Source organism: Methanomicrobia archaeon, assembly GCA_016930255.1.
In the GTDB taxonomy this organism is placed as follows: domain Archaea; phylum Halobacteriota; class Syntropharchaeia; order Alkanophagales; family Methanospirareceae; genus JACGMN01.
Map to the genome: position 1 here is coordinate 33,296 of JAFGHB010000021.1, position 22,407 is coordinate 55,702.

Genomic DNA, 22,407 nt, shown 5'->3' on the forward strand with positions numbered 1-22,407 from the left:
TCTATCTCACCTTTATCTCCCTTTTTGATACGATATTTAGCGTCACGCAGCCGTTTCCTCCTTCATCATTATCTCGTCAAATTCACGCTTCATCTCGCCCGTTATCTCCTCGTACTTCTTTCCAAACTCATCGCTCGGGACGTATTTCATCCGCGCTATGGTATCCTTTATTTTCATTCCCTCTATCTTCTCTATGCCTATACCGCGCTCTATCAATTCGTTCGCATGGTTGTACCACTGCAGGACGATCTTTGCCATCAAATACTGCTTCTCCAACGAGCAGAACGAGTCAATATCATGGTACGCATTTTGTTGCAGGAAATCCTCGCGTATCATACGGGCTACTTCCAACGTGCCCCGTTCCCGTGGCGGAAGCGCATCCGCACCCACGAGCTGCACGATCTCCTGCAGTTCCGATTCTTTCTGCAAGAGTGCCATCATCTCTTCCTGCTGCTCCATGAAATCAGGCGACTCGGGCTTATTATACCAGCCCCTGAGGTCCGCCAAGTAAAGTGAATAGCTACGCAGCCAGCTGATAGCAGGGAAGTGCCTCCTATCCGCCAGGGTGGAATCGAGCGCCCAGAAGACGCCCGCCACACGCAGCGTATTCTGCGTTACCGGCTCCGAGAAATCGCCTCCTGGTGGTGATACCGCACCCACAACGGTGACAGAGCCTATCCTATTCTCAGAATCAGAGCATAAGGCCTTTACACGGCCTGCTCGCTCGTAGAAATCAGACAATCGCGTGGCTAAATAAGCGGGATACCCCTCTTCACCCGGCATCTCCTCTAATCTGCCCGAGATCTCTCGCAGCGCTTCTGCCCAGCGCGAAGTCGAATCAGCCTGAATCGCCGAGTCGTAGCCCATATCTCGATAATACTCGGCGAGTGTGATGCCGGTATAAATAGACGCTTCCCGTGCCGCAACAGGCATATTGGACGTGTTCGCAATGAGCGTGGAACGCTCCATCAGCTTCTCGCCGCTGTACGGATCAATCAGCTTGGGAAAATCCTCCAGAACCTCCGTCATCTCGTTCCCACGCTCGCCGCACCCGATATATACGATAACCTGCGCGTTCGCCCATCGTGCTAATTGGTGCTGCATGACCGTCTTCCCGGTCCCGAACCCTCCCGGAATAGCGCCCGTACCGCCTTTCGCTATGGGGAAGAAGGTATCATTTATTCGCTGGCCAGTCAACAGCGGCACTTCGGGATCTAATTTCTCCTTATACGGCCGCCCTTTTCGCACCGGCCATTTCTGCATCATCGTTAATTCCATGTCTTCGCCGTCTGTTTGTAATCTCGCAATGCTATCAGTAACGGTGAATTCACCCTCTTTTATCTCCAGAAGTTTACCTTTTACCTTAGGCGGCACGAGAATTTTATGCTGTATCACCTTCGTCTCGGGAACCTCGCCCAGAATATCGCCACCGACAACCTCTTTGCCCTCCTCTGCCGTGGGTGTAAACTTCCACTTCTTCGTCCGGTTAAGAGAATCCACCGTGACCCCCCGGGTGATGTAATCTCCCACTTTACGCGCGATATCTTCCAGAGGGCGCTGCACACCATCGTAAAAATTCTTTAAAATACCTGGGCCAAGTTCAACCGATAAGGGCGCTTTGGTCCTTATCACCGGCTCACCGGGCTTTAAACCCGTTGTATCTTCATAGACCTGAATATAAGCAAGGGCGCCATCTAGTCTGATCGTCTCGCCCATTAATCCTTCTTCGCCTACCTTAATCACTTCATACATCTCGCATCCGCGCATCTTATCAGCAATAACTAACGGACCTGCTATCCGATCTATCACTCCCTCTTCGCCCATTTTTCACGTCCTCTTTTTACAATACTTCCTACCTCTCAAACTAAAAAAGGTTTCTCTATCTTTCGCTTGCCTTACGTAATGCAGCGCATCAAACATCCTTAGTCTGCGGTACTATTTATAACCCGCATAAAGTGTCGCACGGTACGGAATCGAGACTCCCAGTCACGAATTTAACATTGTGGAAAATAAGCGACATATTTATATACCTGCGTAAAGCTATAACCTACAAGGAGGTGAAAAAATGGATATAAATGCAATAATAGACCGGGCGAAGAATGTGGTGTTAAGCCCTCAATCGACTTTAGAGACTGCAAAAGCTGAACAACCAAGTATGCAAGATCTCATCACGTACGTCGCAATCGTCGCAGTACCCACACTGATCGGTATTATCATCGGATATGGTGTCGTTGGCATCGGAACCTTTGGGTTTCATTATAAAGTGCCGTTTCAGTGGGCAGTGACATGGGGTATCATGCAGTATGTACTCTCGATCATCGGCGTCATCGTCTTTGGATTCGTACTGAATCTGCTTGCACCAAGTTTTTCATCGAAGCAAGATCAGATACAGTCGACGAAGCTCGTTGCATACGCAAGCACACCGGGGCTCCTCGCAGGAATTCTCAATATATTCCCGCCTCTTTCGATCTTGGCCTTCTTGGCAGGTCTTTATGGACTATACATCCTATATTTGGGCATACCGGTGCTTATGGAGACGCCCGAGGATAAACGATTGATATACCTCAGCGTCGCGATTGTCGCGTATATCGTCATCATGGCTGTCGTCGGCGCGATCACGAGTGGCGTGATGTGGGGAATAGTCGGTAGTCCTTATACCCCCGGTTTCCCTATGTAGAGGTGTAGGAGGGACAGGAGTTCCTCCTCTATTTTTCAGTTATGCATAATATACCCTCGCTATTTTTGAAAAGCGAGGGGGTTAAAAAGGAGTTAAATAGAGGAAGCGACAAATGATAGTGAACATCTAAGATAAAACGAAAAGGAGGTGAAAATATGAGTGAAAGAAGAAGAGTTGAAGCAACAATTCTGATCGGGATGCTCCTTATAGGAGCACTCGGAATGACTTTCGTGAGCACGGCAATCGCGAGTGAAGAAGCCACAACAACAGAAGCGGTGCATTTTAATACGCTCATCGAGTTCCTGCCAGATGCGCCTTCCGGTTGGGATGGCGAAGAGCCAGAGGGCATGACGTTTACGCATGAAGAAGGAACGTGGAGCATGGCAACAGAGCACTACACAAAATCCGGTGCTGATGATGTAACCGCTGACGTCGTTATTACAGATTATGCCTTCTATACCGTGGGATGGTCAACAGCATGGCAAAGTTTTGTCGCTTACGAGACTACGGAAGGATACATAAAAAAAGTGAATGTGGAGGGATTTCCTGCGTGGGAGGTTTACGACAAAGAGTCGGCTGAGTATGCGTTGCATGTTGGCGTAAACGACCGCTTCATGGTGTTTATTAGCACGAACAGCGACAAGGATACGCTCTACGACTTTGCCAATGCGATTGATTATGATGGCATCGCCGCGTTAGGCGGAGGGGCAGCAGCACCACCCGCAGGAACGGCAGAGCCAACGAGAGCACCCACGAAGGCACCCACAACATCCACCGAGGAAGGCAGCGAGACACCCGGCTTCGAGGTTGTATTCGCGGTCGTAGGGCTACTGGCAGTGATGGCTCTTTTGCGAAGGAGAAGATAAACAAATCTTCCTTTTTTTTCTTTTTATAAACGAAGGATAGCCCCCGCTAGCAGGTGATCTGTCAAATAATAGGCAGAAAATGCTCGACTTTCAAAACTGCATAGGTGGGCAGGCGAGATGATGCTTAATCGTCAACCCCCCCGTATTACGTCCGTTTTGTCAATTACCCTCACGTCCGGCACCATCCTATCATAGACCGAAATAACCGTCGCCTCCAACCCTTTAAAGGACTCGCGTATGCACTCTAACTCGTCAGGTGAAACCGGTTTTACGACACACGGTCGCAGCGGGGTATTGAGCTGCACCTCATCCGGTTTTATTTCCGCAGCAATACGCGCCAGTTCCCATCCGTACTCTTTATTCTCCTCCACGAACATCATCTGCAAGCAGAGTTGCCCTTTATAACCTTTCCTGAATTCCTTCAGCCCCGCTATTATCGAGTCGAGCTTTATCTCATCGCTTACCGGTCTGTTTACTTTTTCGAATGTGTCTTGATCCGGAGCATCGAGCTTCGCGATCACGATGTCCAGCTTCTTCAAGTCTTCTCGTACCGTCGCATCGGTGATCAAGGCGGAATTTGTCAGAATGACCAGCGGTTTCGTGCTGTATTGTTTGATCATCGCGGCAACCTCGCCGAGGTTCGCGCCCAGTGTCGGCTCGCCCATGCCTGCAAACGTAATCACATCGGTGGTATCTTCGATGGTTTTTGCAATCGCTGCAATCTCACGCTTGATCTCCTCCGTCGGTACGTACACTTTCCGCTCTACCGTTCTGTTCGTCGTCCCGCCAAGCTGACAATAGACGCAGTCAAACGAGCAGGTCTTATCGCTCGTGCTTAAGATATCCACGCCTAACGATCTGCCCAGTCGCCACGAGGCCACCGGACCGTACACGAATTGCATTTAGATCTCGATCACCGTTCCCGCTCCGCACCCAACTGTCGCCTCCGGGTACATTTCGGCTATCTCCTTCTTACGTCTCGTGAAATGACAGGGCATTATCAATTTCAAGCCCTGCAACACGTCCAGCGTATTAAACCCGTGGAAACCGCCAATTACACCGTAAAGCGGTCCGAAAGCCTTCGCTGCCTCTAAAATATTCGCCAACCCCGGATGCGCGCAGCCGGTTACCACCACCACGCCTTCGCCGCCTCTCGTTTCCAAGACCAATGACTGTTCCTTGACCGGTGTGCCAAAATCGCCCGTGGTATAAACGCCCGGAACGATCTCTTTCGGCTCTGTAACTTCAACAATTCGCGCCGCCTTCTTCGCTACGTATTTCTTCAACCCGAGTGGTAAAGAGCTGGGCAGGCAGACGGCAACGCCGGGATGGAAGACTGCTTCAAGGCCGCCAACGTGGTCCCAATGCTTGTGTGAGAGCGCAATAATTGCAATCTCCTCTTTCGCTATTCCCAGGCGCTGCAGGTTGTGCGTCAATATCTCGCTTGACGCGCCGGTATCAAACAGTATCTTCCACTCACCAGATTCGATCAAACAGGAGAATCCCCAGTCGCTTATGAACCCTTCCAGCGCCTCATTATCATAGACTATGCTCAGTCTCACTTTCCTCTAACTTTATATCTCTCATTCCATAAGTAATTTGTATAGTCACTTGGCGCACCGAGTAGAACGACAGATGATAAAAGAGATGGAAATGGACGTCAGGAAAAAGGTGAAATTCGTGATTAGTATGAATAAAATCGCATTAGCCAAGCTCCTCATTCCGTTTGCTATCGCTGGTGCTACGGTGCTATTTCTATGGTTTTTTTTCCCCGAGGATTTTGGCAAATACGTGACGGTGTTCAGTGTTTATTCATTTGTGCCGCTCATTGGCACCCTTTCTGTTGTCCCGACAGGATTGCGAATCGGCATTCCGCCAATACCGCTTATAGCCTTTATTATCTTCACAGACGCCGTCCTCGCTCTGTTTTTAGTCTGGAACTTCGATTACGCGAAGAAGGTTCCCGGCTTAGGAAAGCTGGTCGAGCGCGTGGGGGAGCAAGGAGAGGAGGCGTTACAGAAATATAAATGGGCAAAGCGATTTGGGTTCATAGGCGTCGTCCTCCTGGTTATCTTTCCGCTTCAATGGACCGGCGCAGGGGTAGGCTCAATTGTCGGTCGGCTCATCGGTATGCAGCCGTTAATGACATGGCTCGCAGTAATTATTGGCACATTTATCCGTTCCACCCTTGCAACGCTCATTTATTATGGCGCGATATCGTTCTTTTAACCATGGCTGACCGAGCGAGCCTAACCTAAAGAGTTTATAAAAAGAACTCGTTTATCTTTTAGCATACATCCCCTTCAAAGAAAAGTGCGAGAGAGCCAGGATGGCAGAGTGGACAAATGCGGTGGCCTCGAGAGTCACTGTCCCGTAAGGGACGCTCAGGTTCAAATCCTGATCCTGGCGTAATGGGTACGAATCCATTAAATCAGGTTTTATGATGGTATATGAGCGCCTCATAATCTTCGCTTTTGCCACTCCGCGAAACCGCTCCCTTTTATATACTCGGAGTGATGACTTTGTTATGAGACGGCTCCGTGATTCACGATGCAGTCTTTGGGGCTTATTCTATAGATAGGGAGGCCGAGATAAATGAATATCGTTTTGTTTGGCCCACCGGGCTCAGGAAAAGGAACGCAGGCGAAAATGCTGGCCGAGAGATACGGGATACCGCATATATCAACCGGAGATATCTTACGCGAAAATCTGAAGAACCAGACGAAACTCGGACTGGAAGCCAAATCCTACATGGACAAAGGGGAATTAGTGCCTGACGAGGTGCTGATAAAAATTATTCAAGATCGATTATCGCAGCCTGATTGTGCGTCCGGTTTTCTCCTGGATGGATATCCACGAACCGTACCACAGGCTGATGCGCTGAGCACGATCTTGGACGAGATGGGTAAGCGGCTGGATTTTGTGCTTGATGTCGATGTACCCGATGCTGAATTGATCAAGAGACTGACGGGCAGAAGGATGTGCGCCTGTGGGGCGAGTTACCATATCCTCTTCAACCCGCCGAAGCAGGAAGGAATCTGCGATCGCTGCGGTAAGGAGCTTTATCAGCGAGGCGATGACAAGGAAGAAGCAATCATGAATCGATTGGACGTTTATAAGAACCAAACACAGCCGTTGATTGAGTATTATACGAACGAAGATGTAATGGTAACGGTAAACGGGGCGGCAGGTATACCAGAGGTCTTTGATGAAATTTGCAGATTGCTGGATGGTTTAAAACCGCGCGCCGGTTAGAGTAAGAGCTGTCGTGAGTGGCGCTAACAGTGGGTTGCAGTTCTGCGCGACGCTAACCAATTCTATTCAATTAACCGAACCCTTGAGGAGAGTTCCAATGCTATGTCGTCGGTTCTCCACAAGACCTACTGAGTAACACGAGCGCTTTCATTTAGTGTATCGTCAAGTCACTACTCTTCGCGGTTCTACTCGAGCGATGGTGAAGTTCGTGAATGCAAATTTATTTATGCCAGTAGTGCCATTTAAGAGACGGAGATGTATAAAATGGCAAATGCGATAATTGTTTATGATACCGCCTATGGGTATACGGAACAGATGGCGCAGGCGATTGAGAAGGGGATGAAGGAGTCTGGCATTGACGTCGTTGTTAAAAAAGCGCTCGATGCGAAGGTCGACGAACTCACGGGTTATGACGCCGTTGTTCTCGGCTGTCCTACGTACTACAATGATCTTATCAGCTCTGTGAAGTGGTTCCTCATCGAGATGCGAAAAGCCGATTTGAAAGGGAAGGTTGGCGGAGCGTTCGGGGCCTATGGCTGGAGTGGCGAATCGATCGATCTTATGCGCGTCCCGATGAAGCAAATTTTCGGGATGGACACGGTCGACCCGGGCTTGAAAGTGAAGATGACTGAGATAGTTAGTGGCAAGGGCAAAAAAGCGAGCGTCGAGTACGGTAAGCAGATCGCGGAGCGGATCAAGCAAAAGCAGGCGAAGTAAACATGAAACAGTGGCGCTGCAAGGTCTGCGGCTATGACGCGGCCGAAGAAGGGATACCGTTTGAGGAGTTACCGGACGATTGGGTCTGCCCCATCTGCGGTGCAGGCAAAGATCAGTTCGAGGCGAAGGAGTCGTATTAGACCCGCCTATGAAACCGATTGAGATAAAACCAGGCATCTACTGGGTCGGCGGTATAGACTGGAATCTGCGTAACTTCCACGGGTACCTCACGCAACGAGGCACCACGTACAACGCGTACCTCATCCTCGACGAAAAGATTGTCCTGGTCGATACGGTGAAGCACTATCTCTTCGATGAGATGCTTGCACGAATCAAGGCGGTAATCGACCCAACGCAAATTGACTATCTGGTATCGAACCATGTGGAGATGGACCATTCCGGCAGTTTGCCGAAGATGATAGCGGTGGCGCCGAATGCAAAGGTGATAACCTCTCCGAATGGCGAGAAAGGATTGCGGCGACATTACAAAGAGGAGTGGGATCCACTCGTCGTGAAATCCAGTGATACGCTCAGCATCGGTAAACGAACCCTGCAGTTCTTCCTCACCCCGATGGTTCACTGGCCCGACAATATGGTCACCTATCTCCCGGAAGAGAAGCTTTTACTCTCTAATGACGCCTTTGGACAGCATATTGCCACGACCGAGCGGTTTGACGCTGAGATGGGCTGCTGGGACGTTCTTCAGGAAGAAGCTGCGAAATATTACGCTAATATTGTGCTGCCCTATAGCGATCAAGTGAAACGGGCATTGGATGCCCTTTCTGGATTGGAGATTGAGATGGTTGCACCAAGCCATGGGGTCATATGGAGCGCGTATTTACCGCGGATTTTAGCAGCCTACCAGAGGTGGGCGAACAACGAAGCGGAAGAGCGGGCATTGATCGTTTATGACACCATGTGGGGCTCAACAGAGAAGATCGCGTATAGCTTACTGGAGGGTCTGGAAGCGGAAGGTATTCCGGTGACCCTGCGAAATTTGAAGACCACTCATATTTCCGATATCATGACCGATGTCCTCCGCTCGAAAGCGATACTGCTCGGCTCTCCCACCCTGAACATGGGTGTGCTTTCGACAATGGGCGGGTTCCTCACCTATCTGAAGGGCTTACGACCTAAAAAGCGAATCGGCCTTGCGTTCGGTTCCTACGGTTGGGGCTCTCTGGCGGTAAAAGAGCTGGACGCGGTGATGAACGCGCTTGGCTGGCAGGTGCCGTTCGAAGGGATTGATATTCAGTACATACCCGGTGAAGCGGAATTGGAGAAGGTAAAAGAGGTCGCTAAACAGTTGGGGGCGTTAATTAAAGGGTAACTCGCGGTATAGGGAAGAGAGGAAAGAAAGGATATCTCATCAAGAGAAATAGCTATCGGAGATGTTATAGTGCTCCTGAATTGAATAGAACATAAACCATCCACACCGGCTGCTCGTAGCTGTCGATTAGTAAAGGATTTTCAGCGTCTCGTTACTGGACGATCTTCTTCACCACGTCTTCAAGATCTTCGAGTCGGCTCAAGACCGTTATACCCTGCATCTTGCGTAACCGCTCCACATTCTCTACGTCCTCTTTCCGTATTCGTATCTTCAGGTCCGCGCCGTTGGGCAGCTTGGTTATTAGTTCGCCTTCCTTCTGGTCCACGGGGAAGATGCAGACCGGCACGTACACCTTCATGGCCTGTGCTGCCGAATTGGTAAGGAGCGAATCAGCGATGCCGTAAGCGATTTTCGCCACGGTATTTGCCGTTGCAGGCGCGATAACGAATAACGAGTACGTGCCTAACTGGAGTTTTCCGGATAGAAAGGGTGCATTTGGCCCTACTTCCGATATCACTTTTGGAAAGCTCTTCTTCACCTCGTCAAAGAGCTTGTAGAACTTCAAAACGATCTTGCCCTCTTTGGAGAGATACACGTCCACTTCCAGGTCGTACTTCGCGGCGAGGTCCTCCATCAGAGCGACCGACTCGCGGATCTTATCGCCCGATCCGGTAATCCCCCATGCTATCCGCCTATTTGCGCTCATCTCTTCTCTTCGCCTCCCTTGCCTCCAGTCATCATAACGCAAACCTCCATGAGCCTGTTCACGGTCTTATGAAGGCTATTCAAGCCCTCTTTGTCGTCTGCAACGCCCTCAGCACCTTTATCCTTCGACCAAAACGTAGCGCCGAGATTCGCGCCGAACGCGCCACCACCGACGTGGAGCATCTCATTGATCACAAAGAAGTCGGTTATTGCCCGAATAGCAGGCTCCTGACCACCGATACGGTCGCCACCGTCTGCAACCGCCGCTCCCACCTTGTCTCGGAGCCCGTGCGGATCGCTCGCCGCAAACGCCCGCATGCGATCGAGCACCACCTTCGTCTGACCGCTCAGGGTGCCTTGGTACACGGGCGTGCCGATTATAACCGCGTCTGCCCATTCGAACCCCGCATAGACCTCCTGCATCGCATCGTCGTGAACACATCCGCCCTCTTTAATGCAGTGGTCGCAATGAATGCAGAAGTTGAGCTTCTTCCCGCGCACCGAGAAGTACCGTGTTTCTGCCGCCCACTTCTCTGCTGCGTACCGCAACGCTTCTTGAATTATCCAATCGGTTGCGGCCTTCCGGGGACTCCCCGAAATACCAAGCAGGTTGACCATTTTGCTGTGTTCAACCGCCGTCCAGCCGGAATCCCTCTTTCATGCTGTACCAGCCTTCGGGATCTTCAAGATACTCGCGGAAATCCCAGAGCGTGAGATAATGGCCGCGTTCCTCATGCTCCAATGCGATGAAGAATCGCTTCTCAAACGGGTCGATGGCTTTCTCTGCCAGCTCGTGATAGAACTTCATGCTTCGTTCCTCGCGCTCGATGCCCAGCTTCAAGATCTCGAGGCTCACTTCAAGGTCCTTTGTCGCCATATCGACGACCTGCACAGCGTCCATTGAAACCGTCCGAACGGTAACCATGTCGCCGATGGAGGTTATCAATTTTGGCCACGTTTTCTCCGCGTCGAGCTTTTTGTACATCTCCTTGACCTTCTCCAGATGCTTCTCTTCCTCTTTGGCGAACGATCTGAACATATCCTGTGCGTAGGCGTTGGTAATCTTCTCACTTGCGTCCAGATAAAACGCCTTGGCATCCAATTCGCGTTCCATGGCGATTTCAAGCGCCTTCAATCGCTCTTCCATTTTTTTTACTCCTTACTTTACGTTACATCACTTTCTCCAGACTGAGATCGAACATCTTCTTCGTCTCCCGTGCAAGCGCCTCGGGCAAGCCGGTGATGTCGACGTTCAAGAACCCTCGAATGATGACGGACGTGGCCTCCTCCTCGCTCAAGCCACGGGTCATTAAATATTGGATCTCCTCTTCCGCAATCTTCCCAACTGCTGCCTCGTGCGAGAGATCAAGATCTTTCCGCGTCGCTCTGAGTTCAGGGATCGAATCGACCGCCGAGGTATCCGAGAGCATCAAGGCACGGCATTCGAGATGGCCTTTCACATTCCTCGTCTCGCCGATGATATCCCCCCGTGCGATTACCTTCGCGTTGTCCGTGGCAATCACACGTGAGATGAGCTCAGCCTTGCTCCCTTCGCCCTGAAGGACCGCTCGCGAGCCCATATCGATATGCGCATTCTTCGTCGCGTAGACTATCGACTGCGTCGTCGTCCGTGCATTTCGACCGACGCAATACGTCGTTGGGAACATCTGAAGCGATTTCACCGGCGTCATCAGGATGTAGTTGCTGATAAAGACGCCATCGTCCTCAATGATCGTCGCACTCCGCGGCCGAACCTCCATGCCGCCGCTCCAGTTATGCACCATCGTGAAGGTGATCTTTGCGCCCTTCTTCACGTAGAACTCCGAGACGCCCAGATGGAGCGCGGAACTCACCGTATGCGAGACCGAGCAGCCCGTAATGATATGGATCTCCGAGTTCTCCTCGGCAATGACGATATTGTGCACGTTCTGCCTGACCCGATCGGTGGAGATGAAGAGGCAGGACTGCAACGGCACCGTTACCTTCGCTCCCGGCTCCGATCTGATAAAATAGCCATGCGTCTGGTCTAATTCAACCTCGGCGGTGTATTTATCCGTATCTACCGGAATCGCATTCCACAGGTAGTCCTTGAGCCAATCATACTTCTTTACCGCTTCGGTTGTGCTCATAATCTCCAAACCTGGGAACTTCACCTTTGAGAAGAGTACCGAGCGATCTTGTTGTAAAAAAGAGCCTGATCTGTCTTGTTCTGAAGGCTCAATACCTGCACAAAGCATATCTTCCTTATAGTCTTCGGCGATATCTTCCAGCGAAGCAAGCGCCTGATGCTCCTCAGCCTCGGTCGTATAACTTCCAATGTCGACGTCTTCGCCCAGCGCTGCTTTTTTCTCCTTCGCGCCTTGCGCACGTTCCATTATCTCCTCTTTCTCGGTCATTCAGCACACACCTTTTTCACCCTTTACGGCCTTTTCGCCACAGCGCTCCACGCAGCGCTCAAAGCCCTCTTCCATTATATGTCGCCCTATCTCATCGGGTATGCCCGAGCACGCGATCCTGCCATCCAGCATCACGTGTGCCCGATCAGGCTTGAGGTAGTTCAGGATAAATCCGCTATGTGTAATGACCAGGCCGGAACGCTGCCGATGGCTGGGCATCTCGTCCCGACCCAGGAGTTCATTCATTAAATCGCCGATAAGCTCGACGTTTTCGACATCCACGCCCGAATCGGGCTCGTCAAACATAATGAAGTCCGGAGCTTGCGCAACGAGCTGGAGAATCTCTGATCGCTTGACCTCGCCACCTGAAAAACCCAGATTCACGTCTCTCGCTAAGAACTCCGGGGAGATATTCAGCCGCTTGCCCAGCGCGATCACCTCCTCGTCTAGTGCACCTTCCTTCCTGCCCCGGGCTATATTCACCATTTCACCCAGTTTGACGCCGCGAATCTCCGGCGGGTGCTGAAAGGACATGCCCATACCCAGTTTCACGCGCTCGTTGGTTGGAAGAGAGGTTATATCAATGCCTTTGAACAAGATACTGCCTCTGGTCACTTTATACGCGGGAAAACCCAGAATCGCCAGCAAAAGCGTCGTTTTACCGCAGCCATTCGGGCCAAAGAGGACGTGGACTTCGCCAAATTCGATGCAGAGATTTAAATCCTTTATAATCGGCTTCTCTTCAACCTCTACGGTCAAATCTCGTATCTCCAGCATTTTACAGCTTGCCGGTACCGTCATTGTCTCCATTTTTCCACCTCACCTCAATTACACTACAAATAAAAATAAAAAAGAAAAAAAGAAAAAGGGAAAAAATTTAAAGTTTCTTTTTACATAGATACCAATCGACGCACTTGTAGCCTTCTTTCATTCGCTCCTCTGCCATCTCCTGCGTCTTTGGTGGTGGTACAACAACTTCATCGCCGGGTCGCCAGTTTGCCGGTGTTGCAACCTTATGTTTGTCGGACGTCTGAAATGCATCAATGAGTCGCATTATCTCATCCATGTTTCGTCCGTTCGAGAGCGGATAGTAGAGCATCGCTCTTAAAATGCCTTCTGGATCGATTATGAAGACGCATCGCACGGTTTCCGTTTTGCTCTGGCCGGGATGAAGCATTCCGTACTTGATGGCTACTTCTTTCGACAAATCGGCTATGATTGGAAAGGGTATCTTCACACCGACCTTCTCCTCGATGTTCCGTGCCCATGCGATATGGGACGAGACGCTGTCGACGCTTAAGCCCAAAAGCTCCGTATTTTTCTTCTTCAGTTCGTCGTAGATCTCGGCAAAAGCGATGAACTCCGTGGTACAGACCGGTGTGAAATCGGCCGGGTGCGAGAACAGAACCAACCAGCTTCCTTTGAAATCTGACAAGCGCAGTGTACCAAAAGTGGTAACCGCTTCAAAATCCGGTGCGGGATCGCCCAGCAGTGGCAGAGTTATTTCCTCAGCAGTTCTTCCTTCAAGCTCTTTTTCCATTTTATTGATATCACCTCCTAAAGGTTTAATTTCGCCGCTCCCGCGGGAGTGGTCTTATATCTTCCGTCGCGTTCTTCCATAAAACCGGCATCCGTCAACTCTCGTAAGCTGCTTCTCACTTTGAAGAGTGGCATACCCGAAGCGCGAGCGATTTCTTCAGGTACAGAAGCCTCTTGTGCAGCACTTAAAATCTTTCTGCCGGAATCGGTGAGTTCGCCATCTGGTGATATGCATGCCATTTTATTTTACCTCGATCTTCTTTACTTCTGCTCCGGCGAGCTTCGGTATCTCGATCTTGAGCACGCCGTCCTTTAACGATGCCTCCGCCTTATCCCGGTCCACTTCCGCTGGCAGGGGTATTGATCGGTAGAATTTCCGATAACTTCGCTCCCGTCTGATATAGCCTTCTTCCTTCTCCTCCTTCTCTTCCTTCTTCTCCGCAGTGATCTCGAGCATATCGCCCTTAACGTTGATCGTGATGTCGCCCTTTTCGACGCCCGGAATATCGGCAGCCACGACTATCTTGCCTTCTTCATCCTTTATGTCCACCGATGGTGTCGCGGTCTCTACAAGTTCTTCACCCGCGGCTCCGGGTAACGCCTTCCGCTCCAGATAGTAAGGCCAGGTCTCTCTGAACATTCGATCCATCCAGTCCTCCATTCTTCTTAACTCTTCCCAGGGATCCCGAATGTGTCTTCTCCAAACCATCTCCTATCACCTCCTATTTATATTTTTATTACCCCACTTTACTCATAGGGCTTATCACCTAAATACTTCTCTGTCTGCAGGGCTTTGCTCCAGAAGTCTCAAAAATCTTGGACTTTAGGAGCAGACGCGGGAGTTTAGTAGCAAAAGTTATTTTGGGTAAAAATCCCTCTATAGCACGAAAATATCGCAATGTTTAAATAGGGTGAATGACGACGTTTTTAAAGTGAAGGAAAAATGGGCGTTCAAAAAGACGCTGGGGAATTGTTGAAGTTTATGTATGACAGATATACTCAGGGTTCGCCGAAAATTGCGTCACAGGAGATAATAAATGAGACTGGTTGGGAAGCAAATCGGATTAATAATGCAATAGACTATTTGGATGGTTTAGGTGTTCTAAAAATCACACGTGTCGCTGGAAATACTGGTGGTGTAAAGAACGTCTTTATAAACGGTTTAAACCCCTTGGGGATTGACATAATCGAAAACAAAGATAAGTTTACCACGACTTTTGGGTTTGAAGTAGGGATCCCTGGCTTTAAATTTAGTTGGACGCGGGAAAAGAGACATTAAACAAGGGTATATTATGCGGCAAAAAATAGATACCTCTATATATGCCACTAATCTTTTCCATACCAATAAAGTGGATAAGATCATCTTTAGGAGCTATCTTCAGACTTCAGGAGCAAAAGGTACTTTAGTAGCAAAGCCGCCTGCAGCCCAGAACCGCTTAGTTTTCCCTATCGAATCCAAAAAGCCACTGGATAGCAGTGCTACATCATTTAAGTCGTTCAAGCGCAATTTCCGCGACTTTCTTCCCCGAGAGCAACATCGCGCCGAACGTAGGCCCCATTCGGGGGAGTCCGTATGCCGTAGCAACAGCCATGCCGGTAACCATCAGCCCCGGGTAGAGCTCAGATGTGTGCTTAACGACGAGATCTTCCGATGCTTCAACCCACATCGCACCTTGACCTTTGATCTTGAGCAGATTCCGTTCCTCCAGCTTCTTCACCACGGAGGCGTCGTGACCGGTTGCGTCGATCACGAGCTGGGATGCCAGCGATACAGGATCAATCGCCGCTATTTGGCGAGGCAGTGACGATACCGGGCTCCAGTTCACGACCACTCCGGTCACTTGCTCGTTATGGAGCACCACATCGTCCAGAGCCACCATGTTGAGCAGGTTCGCACCCGCATCGCACGCCGCGGCAATTAATTTCGAGCACGCGTGCGGCGCATCAGCAACCATCAGACCTTTACTGTATTCTTTATATGGTATCTTCAGCTCGTCAAGAATTGCATCGGCCGGTGCACGCACCGTCGTCTTGTTCATCAGAAACCCGCCAAGCCAGAACCCGCCGCCGAAATAGTTGTTCCGCTCGATGAGCAGGACTTTCACACCGTTTAAAGCCAGTTCCCTGCTGGCGATTAAACCTGAAGGGCCGCCGCCGACGATAATAACGTCGGACTCCACATAATCTGTAAATTCCTGCGCAAACTCCTGCACGATCGCTCTTGTAATCTGACTCTCAGATGCTCGTGCAAATTCTATCGGTTCCATAGGACAACCTTGGGTCCTTGATTATTAATAGTTTTGATGCTCTCCTGCCCGTTCCTCGCTCAACGAGCAGATGGAGATAGAAATACAGTAATTATAGCGCGCGCGGCATTCGCTTTAGCACATCAGCGACCATCGTCTGGCTAACCTTCGCTTCCTTCAGCGCGTTACGTATGAGTTCGGTCGTCTCGTCCATGGTGCGTTTATCCACAGGATACGGCACGCCGTCCTTTCCGCCGAAGGCGTACGAGAACTTGACCGGGTCCCGCCAGCTCGCCGGCTCACCATAGATCAACTCGGAAACGAGCGCTAACGCACGCACGGTCGCCGGCCCCACACCCCGTACGCACAGGAACTCCTCGTAATTCGCCGGCTGCTTATCGTAAACCTCATGCAGTGCATCCCAGTTCACTCGGCGCGGCATTCGGTATCGTAAATCCCCTCCTTTCAACGCGGTGACTTTGCCCTTGAACTCGACTGCGGGGATCACGTCGAACGTCGCAAGCGTCGTTTGATCGCTCTTTAGCTTTTTAGCGTCACCACCGCTCAGTTCTTTGTAAACCCGTTCTAATTCCTTTGGGTTCGTTCGTGCAAGATCAACGGACGTTCCACGACATCCCCGGCTCTCTTTTGACGTGAGATCCAGCACAGTCTCGCACTGTCGACCGACGATTCCCTGATGCGGCTCCTCCACGTACCGTTTCACGGACGATGAGAGCCAGTGGTATCTCCGCGCATACCGGTCTCCGGGATTCATGCCCTGCTGGATGACCGCCCATTTGCCCTTCTCCGTAACGAACATCGAGTGATGATAAAGCTGATAGCCGTCCTGTACGCAGGCGTTATCAACCTTCGCGGATATTCTGCTCGCGTATTTCAGCTCCGCCAGCTTCGCATCGCTGAGTCGTAACGTATCACCGAACGCATCGATATCCGACAGCGTCTTTCTCGACGCCTTGCCCTTTCCGCCGGCAATCCCAAATCCGAATTCTTCGGGCTCGATCACCGATTTCAAAACGCCGCAGACTACGGTCGTCGTCCCGCTGCTGTGCCAGTCATACGCGAGTGCGCAGGAGAGTGATTGGAACCAAAGCGGATCGGCCAACTTCTCTATCGCGCCGTTAACGCCGTATTCATCCACGATCACCTCGAAGATGGCGTGCGCTAAACCTTTCATTCGCTTCAGCAGCCACTGCGGCGCTTTCCCACCGTGAAGTGGCAAATCTACCGTGCCCAGCTTCTTCAACGCATTAGAGTCGTCCCTTCTGGCCTGCCGAGGTCTTGCCTCTGAATACCCTCCGCCTATGTGACGGATGGCAAATCCAATTCAAATTCTTATCTGCCTTTATCTCAGGGTTCGCAGGTTCAACGAGGATTATCTCATACCATTTCCGCTTCCCGTCTTCTGCCACCCAGTATGAATTAAGAACTTCCATATTTGGATATTTTCGCGCAGTTCGCTCCTCCGCGATTCGCTGCAAGCTCTTTCCAGGCGTCATCTTGTGCACAGCCATCCTCCGCGATTTCCGCCCGTGCTTTGGCCTTGACTTCCTTCGACCGCCTCGCCGCACCTTCGCTCGCACTACGATGATGCCGTGTTTCGCTTTGTAGCCTAAAGCGCGGGCCCTGTCCACTCGCGTTGGTCTCTCTAACCGTATAACCGCAGGTTCACGCCTCCATTCCTGTAATCGTAACTGCCGGAACTCCTGTACGTACGAGTCCTTTGGCCGCTTCCATGCCTCACCTATATATCTATAAAATGACTTTGACATTTCTCCTGTGCTCCCTAGAAAGATGATTTTAAAATAAATAAGATAGGAAGGGAAATAAAGTTATATGCTAGGTTAGTATTATTCTATTACAGATACAGGTAGCACGTAGTCCAGTAAGAAGTAAAGAAAAGGGAGAATGTGATAGAGATGGTAAGTAAGCCCAAGCCGTTGGACGTATTAAACAAATCGCTGAAATCCTCGGTCATCGTGAGAATCCGGGGAGGCAGAGAGTTTAGAGGTACGTTGGAAGGATATGATCTGCACATGAACTTGGTATTGAGCGATGCAGAGGAGTTGAGCAGCGATGATTCGGTCAAGACCTTTTCAGGCGAGATTCTGATGCGAGGTGATAACGTGGTGTATATCTCGCCGACCATACAGAAAGAGGCAGAAAAAGTCGAAGATGCGAGTAAAAGCAAGGAAGGGGAAGAGAAAGGGACATGGTAAAAGGAACACCTTCACAGGGCAAAAGGCAAAAGAGGTCACACTTAACGTGCAGACGCTGTGGCAAGCTCACGTACAGCATACATGCAAAGTACTGCGTGGCATGCGGGTTCGGGAAATCGAGTAAGATCCGATCGTATAATTGGACTGCTAAAAAGCCGTAAAATTAGAAAGAGTGACAGCCAGCGGCCGAGGTAGCTTAGCGGACTAAAGCGCCGGCCTTGAGAGCCGGTGTCCCCAACGGGACACGAGGGTTCAAATCCCTTCCTCGGCGTTCTCTGTGGCGCAAAACCTCACGCCATGTCACTGCACTGCTCAACGGTGTTATTATTATAACCAAGGGTTAAAATGGAAGAATACGTCAACCAGTTGGATAGGGCATTGAAACAGATGCCGAGTACGACGACTAGTGACTCGCGGTTCGCGATACCCGCGCTCAAGGTATTTATAGAGGGAAAGACCACGATATTTGACAATTTTGACGCTGTCTGTGACTATATACGCCGAGAGCAGGAGCATGTAATGAAATTTCTGCTGAACGAATTAGGTACGGCAGGTAAAATAGTAGGGAATCGCGTGATATTCCAAGGGCGATTCCCGCAGGAGGAGGTCGAGCGTCAAATTCAGCGATACATGGATGAATATGTGCTCTGCTGGGAATGCAAGAAACCCGATTCGCACTTCGAGAAGCTGGATCGCGTGTGGGTGTTGAAATGCGATGCCTGTGGGGCGATTCGCCCGATCATGAAGCGTCGCGGCGGAAAGGCAAGGAAATAAGTAATTTTAAAGGGCTTCTATCTGCTTACTTACCGACTTACTTATGTTCTCTACACATAGTTACCTGTTTTAGACCACGACCCTCTTCACATTCGCCTGGTGCGTCACCGATCACGTCTATAATAGTGCAGGGATCACCCTCCTTGAGACCCGCGGGATGGCACAGGTCAAAGAGCTCACACAGGTATTCTTCACAATCAGGTGGCTCGAAAACGAATTTTGAGTTTTTAAACGTGTATGACGCTTCGATCACTGCGGTGATAGGCGCTTCCGTCACTTCCACCACGCAGACACCGTCCTCGTGAATGTAGCAATCATGCTGTATCTTGTCCCGCACTTTCGCTATCCTGTATCGCCTACCGACTTCGAGATTGGTACACGTATTTTTCAACCTGCACTCGCCGCATTTGTTAGAAGCACCCAAGAAGATGAACTCCATGTCTTCTTTTGCCAATTTAGCGCCAATTAGCGTTACGAAACGCCCTTCCTCCATTTTCTCATCATCCCCCTCTTATACGGTCACAGAACCCATTCACTCTTCTACTTATAGCCCAATTATTCAATCGATCACCTGGGTAACCAAGGCAAGTCTTTCTGCAGCCTCGTACGTGAGTCCTGAATCGCCCAGTATAGTATATCGACCGGGATTTATTTTGTGCGCGCAGGTCAGCGCTTCTATTATCTCTTCGTCTTTTATGCCCAGCTCCTTTGCGGTCGTTGGGGCGCCGATCTCTTTCAGTACGTCTCGGATACGCTGCCAGCTCTCGCCGTACAGGTGTGTCATCATGATGGTGCCAACACCGCACTGTTCACCGTGTAATGCAGGTTTTTCCGCGATCATATCTAGCGCATGGCTGAATTTGTGCTCAGAGCCGGAAGCGGGAGCGGAAGAGCCTGCAATGCTGATAGCAACGCCGCTGGAGACCAATGCTTTCACCACCATCCAGGCGGATTGTTCATCCCGCTTCTTTATCGCCTTAACGCTTTCCATGGTCATATTCGCGGTCATTTCCGAAAGCGCGGCAGCGTAACTGCTGTATTCTGCGTCTCGTAAGCGGTGTGCAAGCTGCCAATCCTTTACGGCGGTATAGTTGGCAACGAGGTCCCCACAACCCGCAGCAATAAACCGATACGGCGCGGAGGCGATTATCTTGGTATCCGCGACAATAGCGAGTGGCGCATGTGTCTGAATGGAGCTCGGATTGCCCCGGTCCTTATCCTTTAGCGATGCTCGTGGCGAGGCGATGCCGTCGTGCGAGGCGATGGTAGGCACGGAGATAAACGGAATGGCGAGTTCAAAAGCGGCTATTTTGCCCGTGTCTATGATCGTACCGCCGCCAACGCCGAGCACGAACTCCGCTTTATCCTCTGCAGACGCTTCTTTCACGACTTCTATATTCACTCGGTTTATACCTTCCACTTCTATCAGATTGACGTCATATCCTGTATCGGATAGATTTTCACTTACTGTCTCGCCAGCAATCTGCCGTGTGAAGCTATCAGCAACGATAATTGCCTGTTTACCTATCTCTAAGTGCTTGCAAATCGTGCCGACCTCCTGGAGAACTTCGTGCCCGATCAGGACATCGCGGGGCAATTGCATCCATTTCATTCGCTCAACTGGTGCCATAACGTACGTAACTCCTCGACTGCTATATCTAAGTAGCTATAAATAGATAAATCATTTATCGTTAACCTCTCGTAGTCTTTGTAGCTGCTATCGTGTGGGGCTAATTTGGTTTTGCTTTGGTTAGCGCTTCACGAAGCTTCCCTTTTACTACCATTCTTGGTTGACTCTTACGACCATATCGCACAACAAGCAAAACACTGTCTACGAATACTTTTTAGCATAGCTGCCTTCGTTCCTTCAGTCGTCGCCGTATTTGTGACTACGCACTTATATACTTATATTCTCGTATTTCAGTCCCGTGATTAGTAGCGGCGCTACTGCAAGAAGAAGCGATGCGCGGTATGCGTGGCGAAGGATTTTTGCCGGCTAGTTGAACGATAATTTGCGACCCCACCGCCCTCAGTCAGTGCTCGAAGCCAGTTGGGAGGATAAAAAAGTCATGGCTCTACAGAGTTTGACCTTTATATATCTTTCTCCCTGACTTCTTCTTACACCTTCCCCCCGTAGCGAGGTGGGCAGGTATTTGATAGCGGTTTGTGCTATAAAAACATTTTTTATATTAAAATATTTATATATACTGAGGTCATATAATAAACCATGACACAAACAGAAGATGCGCTGATAAGGGATGCGCATGTGCTTTTGCATCCGATACGATTTCGGATAGTGGAGCTGCTTGCCAAAAAGCCGCTGCACATCAATGCGATAAGCAAAGCGATGGCCGAAGAAAGAAGGCTCGTTTCGTACCATCTCCTGGCTTTGGAAGAAGCCGGATTCGTAGCAAGCAAGTACGAGATATCGGAACTGCCAAAGTCGAAGGGAAAAGCGATACGGGTCTACTGGGTGACGGACAAAGTAAAGACCGTGATTTCCGAGATGAAGAAGAAGCTTTAACGCGGTCGTTATGTGCATCCACGATTAACCTCAGGAAGCGTGTAAGCTTTTTACCTTTTTCCCCGTTTTTGGGGTTCAAAAAGCTTCCTGAGGTGTTTTTTTTCACTCCACCGATCACCGTTTCTTTTTAAAGAAGAGCCAGTTATTTTCGCCTTTGTATTTGCCGCCCGGCTTCAGTTTGAGCAATACGTAGGTTCCCTTCAGTTTCTTTCCCTCGATTTCAAAAACGATCTTCTTCTCTTCTAGCTTTTCCGGCCGGAATGTCCCCTTGTCCCAAATCTCAACGGTGCCCGTGCCATAAAGCCCTTCCGCTATAGTGCCTTCAAAGTCCGCGTAAGACAGCGGATGATCCTCCGTTTGCATTGCGAGTCTTTTGACATTCGTATCTATTAGCGGCGTTCTGGGCACCGCCCAGCTTTTGAGTACGTGATCCCGTTTCAATCTAAGATCATAGTGTAGATGCGAGGCATCATGCTTCTGGACAACAAAGATCTTATCTTTTGGCACAGGCCATCAAATTTCCGATTGTGCATCGGCTCATGATTTACTACGCAGTATAATGGATTCTATCCTTTTTGAATCGATCTTCTTTACGCGGTTCGCGGGCGGGATAGCCAAGGGGGATCAAAGCAAACGGTACAACGGCATCGGGGATATTCAGGAGCATTTTGAAGCCTGCAACTCGATCCTGCAACGGATAAATACTGGTCCATACCGCACCAAGTCCCAGGGCGTGAGCCACAAGGAGCATGTTCTGGGTCGCTGCCGCACAATCCTGAACCCAAAAGCCCTCAAATCGTTCTAAGTTGAGATCGCCGCAGATAAGGATGGCGACCGGTGCGTCTCTTGCCATTGCAGCATAGGGACTAATACGCGGGATTTCCTCCAGAATGCGCCTTTCGGTTAGTACAATAAAATGCCACGGCTGTTCGTTGCCTGCTGATGGAGCACGCATCCCTGCTGTTACAATCTCCTGGATTAAATCCGCTTCCACGTCCTTGACTTTATAGTTCCTGATGCTCCGCCTTGTTCGTAGTGCCTCAAGAGTATCCATAACTGTTAAGTAAACTTTGAAACTACCCGGTATAAAGTGATGCTGGTATGGCTTTGATCCCTCTATGATACCTTTTAGTGTTGAACC

General features: G+C 50.2%; 30 protein-coding genes and 2 tRNA genes. 14 read left to right on the forward strand and 18 right to left on the reverse strand.

Annotated features, from left to right (window positions below):
* Positions 1-42 precede the first annotated feature (42 nt).
* Positions 43-1,824 carry a V-type ATP synthase subunit A gene (locus JW878_03260; protein ID MBN1762087.1) on the reverse strand — a complete coding sequence of 594 codons (1,782 nt, stop codon included), beginning with the start codon at positions 1,822-1,824 and terminating at the stop codon, positions 43-45.
* Between the two features lie 241 nt (positions 1,825-2,065).
* On the opposite strand from JW878_03260, the gene JW878_03265 reads away from it, so the two are divergent.
* Together JW878_03265 and JW878_03270 are read left to right on the forward strand one after the other, a co-directional pair.
* Positions 2,066-2,677 carry a YIP1 family protein gene (locus tag JW878_03265; GenBank protein MBN1762088.1) on the forward strand — a complete coding sequence of 204 codons (612 nt, stop codon included), beginning with the start codon at positions 2,066-2,068 and terminating at the stop codon, positions 2,675-2,677.
* Positions 2,678-2,832: 155 nt separating this feature from the next.
* Positions 2,833-3,543: a PGF-CTERM sorting domain-containing protein gene (locus JW878_03270; protein ID MBN1762089.1), complete on the forward strand. Its 711-nt coding sequence runs from the start codon at positions 2,833-2,835 to the stop codon at positions 3,541-3,543.
* 131 nt (positions 3,544-3,674) lie between these two features.
* Here the strand turns inward: JW878_03270 and JW878_03275 are convergent, their stop codons facing one another.
* Together JW878_03275 and JW878_03280 are read right to left on the reverse strand one after the other, a co-directional pair.
* Positions 3,675-4,445 carry a radical SAM protein gene (locus JW878_03275; GenBank protein MBN1762090.1) on the reverse strand — a complete coding sequence of 257 codons (771 nt, stop codon included), beginning with the start codon at positions 4,443-4,445 and terminating at the stop codon, positions 3,675-3,677.
* Complete coding sequence (locus JW878_03280) at positions 4,446-5,105, reverse strand: MBL fold metallo-hydrolase (protein MBN1762091.1); 660 nt, start codon at positions 5,103-5,105, stop codon at positions 4,446-4,448. It abuts the gene before it with no gap.
* A gap of 73 nt (positions 5,106-5,178) precedes the next feature.
* Between JW878_03280 and JW878_03285 the strand changes: the two genes are divergently transcribed.
* The 6 genes from JW878_03285 (at position 5,179) to JW878_03310 (ending at position 8,845) form a co-directional block, all read left to right on the forward strand.
* A complete protein-coding gene (locus tag JW878_03285; protein MBN1762092.1) occupies positions 5,179-5,772 on the forward strand; it encodes a small multi-drug export protein in 594 nt (197 codons plus the stop codon).
* A 94-nt stretch (positions 5,773-5,866) separates the two neighbouring features.
* A tRNA-Ser gene (locus JW878_03290) sits at positions 5,867-5,952 on the forward strand.
* A 186-nt stretch (positions 5,953-6,138) separates the two neighbouring features.
* Complete coding sequence (locus JW878_03295) at positions 6,139-6,798, forward strand: adenylate kinase (GenBank protein ID MBN1762093.1); 660 nt, start codon at positions 6,139-6,141, stop codon at positions 6,796-6,798.
* Positions 6,799-7,062: 264 nt separating this feature from the next.
* Entirely contained in the window at positions 7,063-7,515 is a 453-nt protein-coding gene (locus JW878_03300; protein ID MBN1762094.1) for an FprA family A-type flavoprotein, read from the forward strand.
* 2 nt (positions 7,516-7,517) lie between these two features.
* Positions 7,518-7,655, forward strand: coding sequence for a rubredoxin (locus tag JW878_03305; protein ID MBN1762095.1), 138 nt, complete (start codon positions 7,518-7,520; stop codon positions 7,653-7,655).
* Positions 7,656-7,663: 8 nt separating this feature from the next.
* On the forward strand, positions 7,664-8,845 hold the full coding sequence (locus JW878_03310) for an FprA family A-type flavoprotein (protein ID MBN1762096.1): 1,182 nt from the start codon (positions 7,664-7,666) through the stop codon (positions 8,843-8,845).
* A gap of 151 nt (positions 8,846-8,996) precedes the next feature.
* Here the strand turns inward: JW878_03310 and afpA are convergent, their stop codons facing one another.
* From afpA to JW878_03350, 8 genes are all read right to left on the reverse strand, one after another.
* Positions 8,997-9,551, reverse strand: coding sequence for an archaeoflavoprotein AfpA (afpA, locus tag JW878_03315; GenBank protein ID MBN1762097.1), 555 nt, complete (start codon positions 9,549-9,551; stop codon positions 8,997-8,999).
* Positions 9,548-10,168, reverse strand: a complete 621-nt coding sequence (locus tag JW878_03320) for a flavodoxin family protein (protein MBN1762098.1) — start codon at positions 10,166-10,168, stop codon at positions 9,548-9,550. Before JW878_03320 ends, afpA begins: the two co-directional genes overlap by 4 nt.
* A 10-nt stretch (positions 10,169-10,178) precedes the next feature.
* Positions 10,179-10,697 (reverse strand): ferritin family protein, encoded by a 519-nt coding sequence (locus JW878_03325; GenBank protein ID MBN1762099.1) that lies wholly within the window; start codon positions 10,695-10,697, stop codon positions 10,179-10,181.
* Between the two features lie 22 nt (positions 10,698-10,719).
* Positions 10,720-11,946 (reverse strand): SufD family Fe-S cluster assembly protein, encoded by a 1,227-nt coding sequence (locus JW878_03330; protein MBN1762100.1) that lies wholly within the window; start codon positions 11,944-11,946, stop codon positions 10,720-10,722.
* Positions 11,947-12,723 (reverse strand): ABC transporter ATP-binding protein, encoded by a 777-nt coding sequence (locus tag JW878_03335; GenBank protein MBN1762101.1) that lies wholly within the window; start codon positions 12,721-12,723, stop codon positions 11,947-11,949. It abuts the gene before it with no gap.
* A gap of 100 nt (positions 12,724-12,823) precedes the next feature.
* Positions 12,824-13,486 (reverse strand): peroxiredoxin, encoded by a 663-nt coding sequence (locus JW878_03340; protein MBN1762102.1) that lies wholly within the window; start codon positions 13,484-13,486, stop codon positions 12,824-12,826.
* A 17-nt stretch (positions 13,487-13,503) separates the two neighbouring features.
* Positions 13,504-13,725, reverse strand: a complete 222-nt coding sequence (locus JW878_03345) for a hypothetical protein (GenBank protein MBN1762103.1) — start codon at positions 13,723-13,725, stop codon at positions 13,504-13,506.
* 1 nt (position 13,726) lies between these two features.
* Positions 13,727-14,194, reverse strand: coding sequence for an Hsp20/alpha crystallin family protein (locus tag JW878_03350; protein ID MBN1762104.1), 468 nt, complete (start codon positions 14,192-14,194; stop codon positions 13,727-13,729).
* Between the two features lie 234 nt (positions 14,195-14,428).
* Here JW878_03350 and JW878_03355 point away from each other — a divergent pair, with 234 nt between their 5' ends.
* Entirely contained in the window at positions 14,429-14,764 is a 336-nt protein-coding gene (locus tag JW878_03355) for a hypothetical protein (GenBank protein ID MBN1762105.1), read from the forward strand.
* A gap of 205 nt (positions 14,765-14,969) precedes the next feature.
* Here the strand turns inward: JW878_03355 and JW878_03360 are convergent, their stop codons facing one another.
* The 3 genes from JW878_03360 to JW878_03370 form a co-directional block, all read right to left on the reverse strand.
* The gene (locus JW878_03360; protein ID MBN1762106.1) at positions 14,970-15,752 is read right to left on the reverse strand and encodes a thiazole biosynthesis protein; all 783 of its coding nucleotides are present in this window, start codon (positions 15,750-15,752) and stop codon (positions 14,970-14,972) included.
* A 91-nt stretch (positions 15,753-15,843) separates the two neighbouring features.
* The gene (locus tag JW878_03365) at positions 15,844-16,995 is read right to left on the reverse strand and encodes a DUF763 domain-containing protein (GenBank protein ID MBN1762107.1); all 1,152 of its coding nucleotides are present in this window, start codon (positions 16,993-16,995) and stop codon (positions 15,844-15,846) included.
* A 4-nt stretch (positions 16,996-16,999) separates the two neighbouring features.
* Positions 17,000-17,521, reverse strand: a complete 522-nt coding sequence (locus JW878_03370) for a 50S ribosomal protein L15e (protein MBN1762108.1) — start codon at positions 17,519-17,521, stop codon at positions 17,000-17,002.
* Between the two features lie 147 nt (positions 17,522-17,668).
* Between JW878_03370 and JW878_03375 the strand changes: the two genes are divergently transcribed.
* The 4 genes from JW878_03375 (at position 17,669) to JW878_03390 (ending at position 18,742) form a co-directional block, all read left to right on the forward strand.
* Positions 17,669-17,968 carry a small nuclear ribonucleoprotein gene (locus JW878_03375; GenBank protein MBN1762109.1) on the forward strand — a complete coding sequence of 100 codons (300 nt, stop codon included), beginning with the start codon at positions 17,669-17,671 and terminating at the stop codon, positions 17,966-17,968.
* Complete coding sequence (locus tag JW878_03380; GenBank protein MBN1762110.1) at positions 17,962-18,129, forward strand: 50S ribosomal protein L37e; 168 nt, start codon at positions 17,962-17,964, stop codon at positions 18,127-18,129. The genes JW878_03375 and JW878_03380 overlap by 7 nt, the downstream gene beginning before the upstream one ends.
* A gap of 24 nt (positions 18,130-18,153) precedes the next feature.
* Positions 18,154-18,239, forward strand: a tRNA-Ser gene (locus tag JW878_03385).
* Positions 18,240-18,313: 74 nt separating this feature from the next.
* Complete coding sequence (locus JW878_03390) at positions 18,314-18,742, forward strand: translation initiation factor IF-2 subunit beta (protein MBN1762111.1); 429 nt, start codon at positions 18,314-18,316, stop codon at positions 18,740-18,742.
* A gap of 37 nt (positions 18,743-18,779) precedes the next feature.
* Here the strand turns inward: JW878_03390 and JW878_03395 are convergent, their stop codons facing one another.
* Together JW878_03395 and JW878_03400 are read right to left on the reverse strand one after the other, a co-directional pair.
* Positions 18,780-19,235 carry a UPF0179 family protein gene (locus JW878_03395; protein MBN1762112.1) on the reverse strand — a complete coding sequence of 152 codons (456 nt, stop codon included), beginning with the start codon at positions 19,233-19,235 and terminating at the stop codon, positions 18,780-18,782.
* Positions 19,236-19,301: 66 nt separating this feature from the next.
* A complete protein-coding gene (locus tag JW878_03400; GenBank protein ID MBN1762113.1) occupies positions 19,302-20,345 on the reverse strand; it encodes an NAD(P)-dependent glycerol-1-phosphate dehydrogenase in 1,044 nt (347 codons plus the stop codon).
* 624 nt (positions 20,346-20,969) lie between these two features.
* On the opposite strand from JW878_03400, the gene JW878_03405 reads away from it, so the two are divergent.
* Positions 20,970-21,266 (forward strand): winged helix-turn-helix transcriptional regulator, encoded by a 297-nt coding sequence (locus JW878_03405; protein MBN1762114.1) that lies wholly within the window; start codon positions 20,970-20,972, stop codon positions 21,264-21,266.
* A 114-nt stretch (positions 21,267-21,380) separates the two neighbouring features.
* On the opposite strand, the gene JW878_03410 is transcribed toward JW878_03405, so the two are convergent.
* Positions 21,381-21,773 (reverse strand): 3'-phosphoesterase, encoded by a 393-nt coding sequence (locus JW878_03410; protein MBN1762115.1) that lies wholly within the window; start codon positions 21,771-21,773, stop codon positions 21,381-21,383.
* A gap of 40 nt (positions 21,774-21,813) precedes the next feature.
* Entirely contained in the window at positions 21,814-22,320 is a 507-nt protein-coding gene (locus JW878_03415) for a nitroreductase family protein (GenBank protein ID MBN1762116.1), read from the reverse strand.
* Positions 22,321-22,407: the final 87 nt, after the last annotated feature.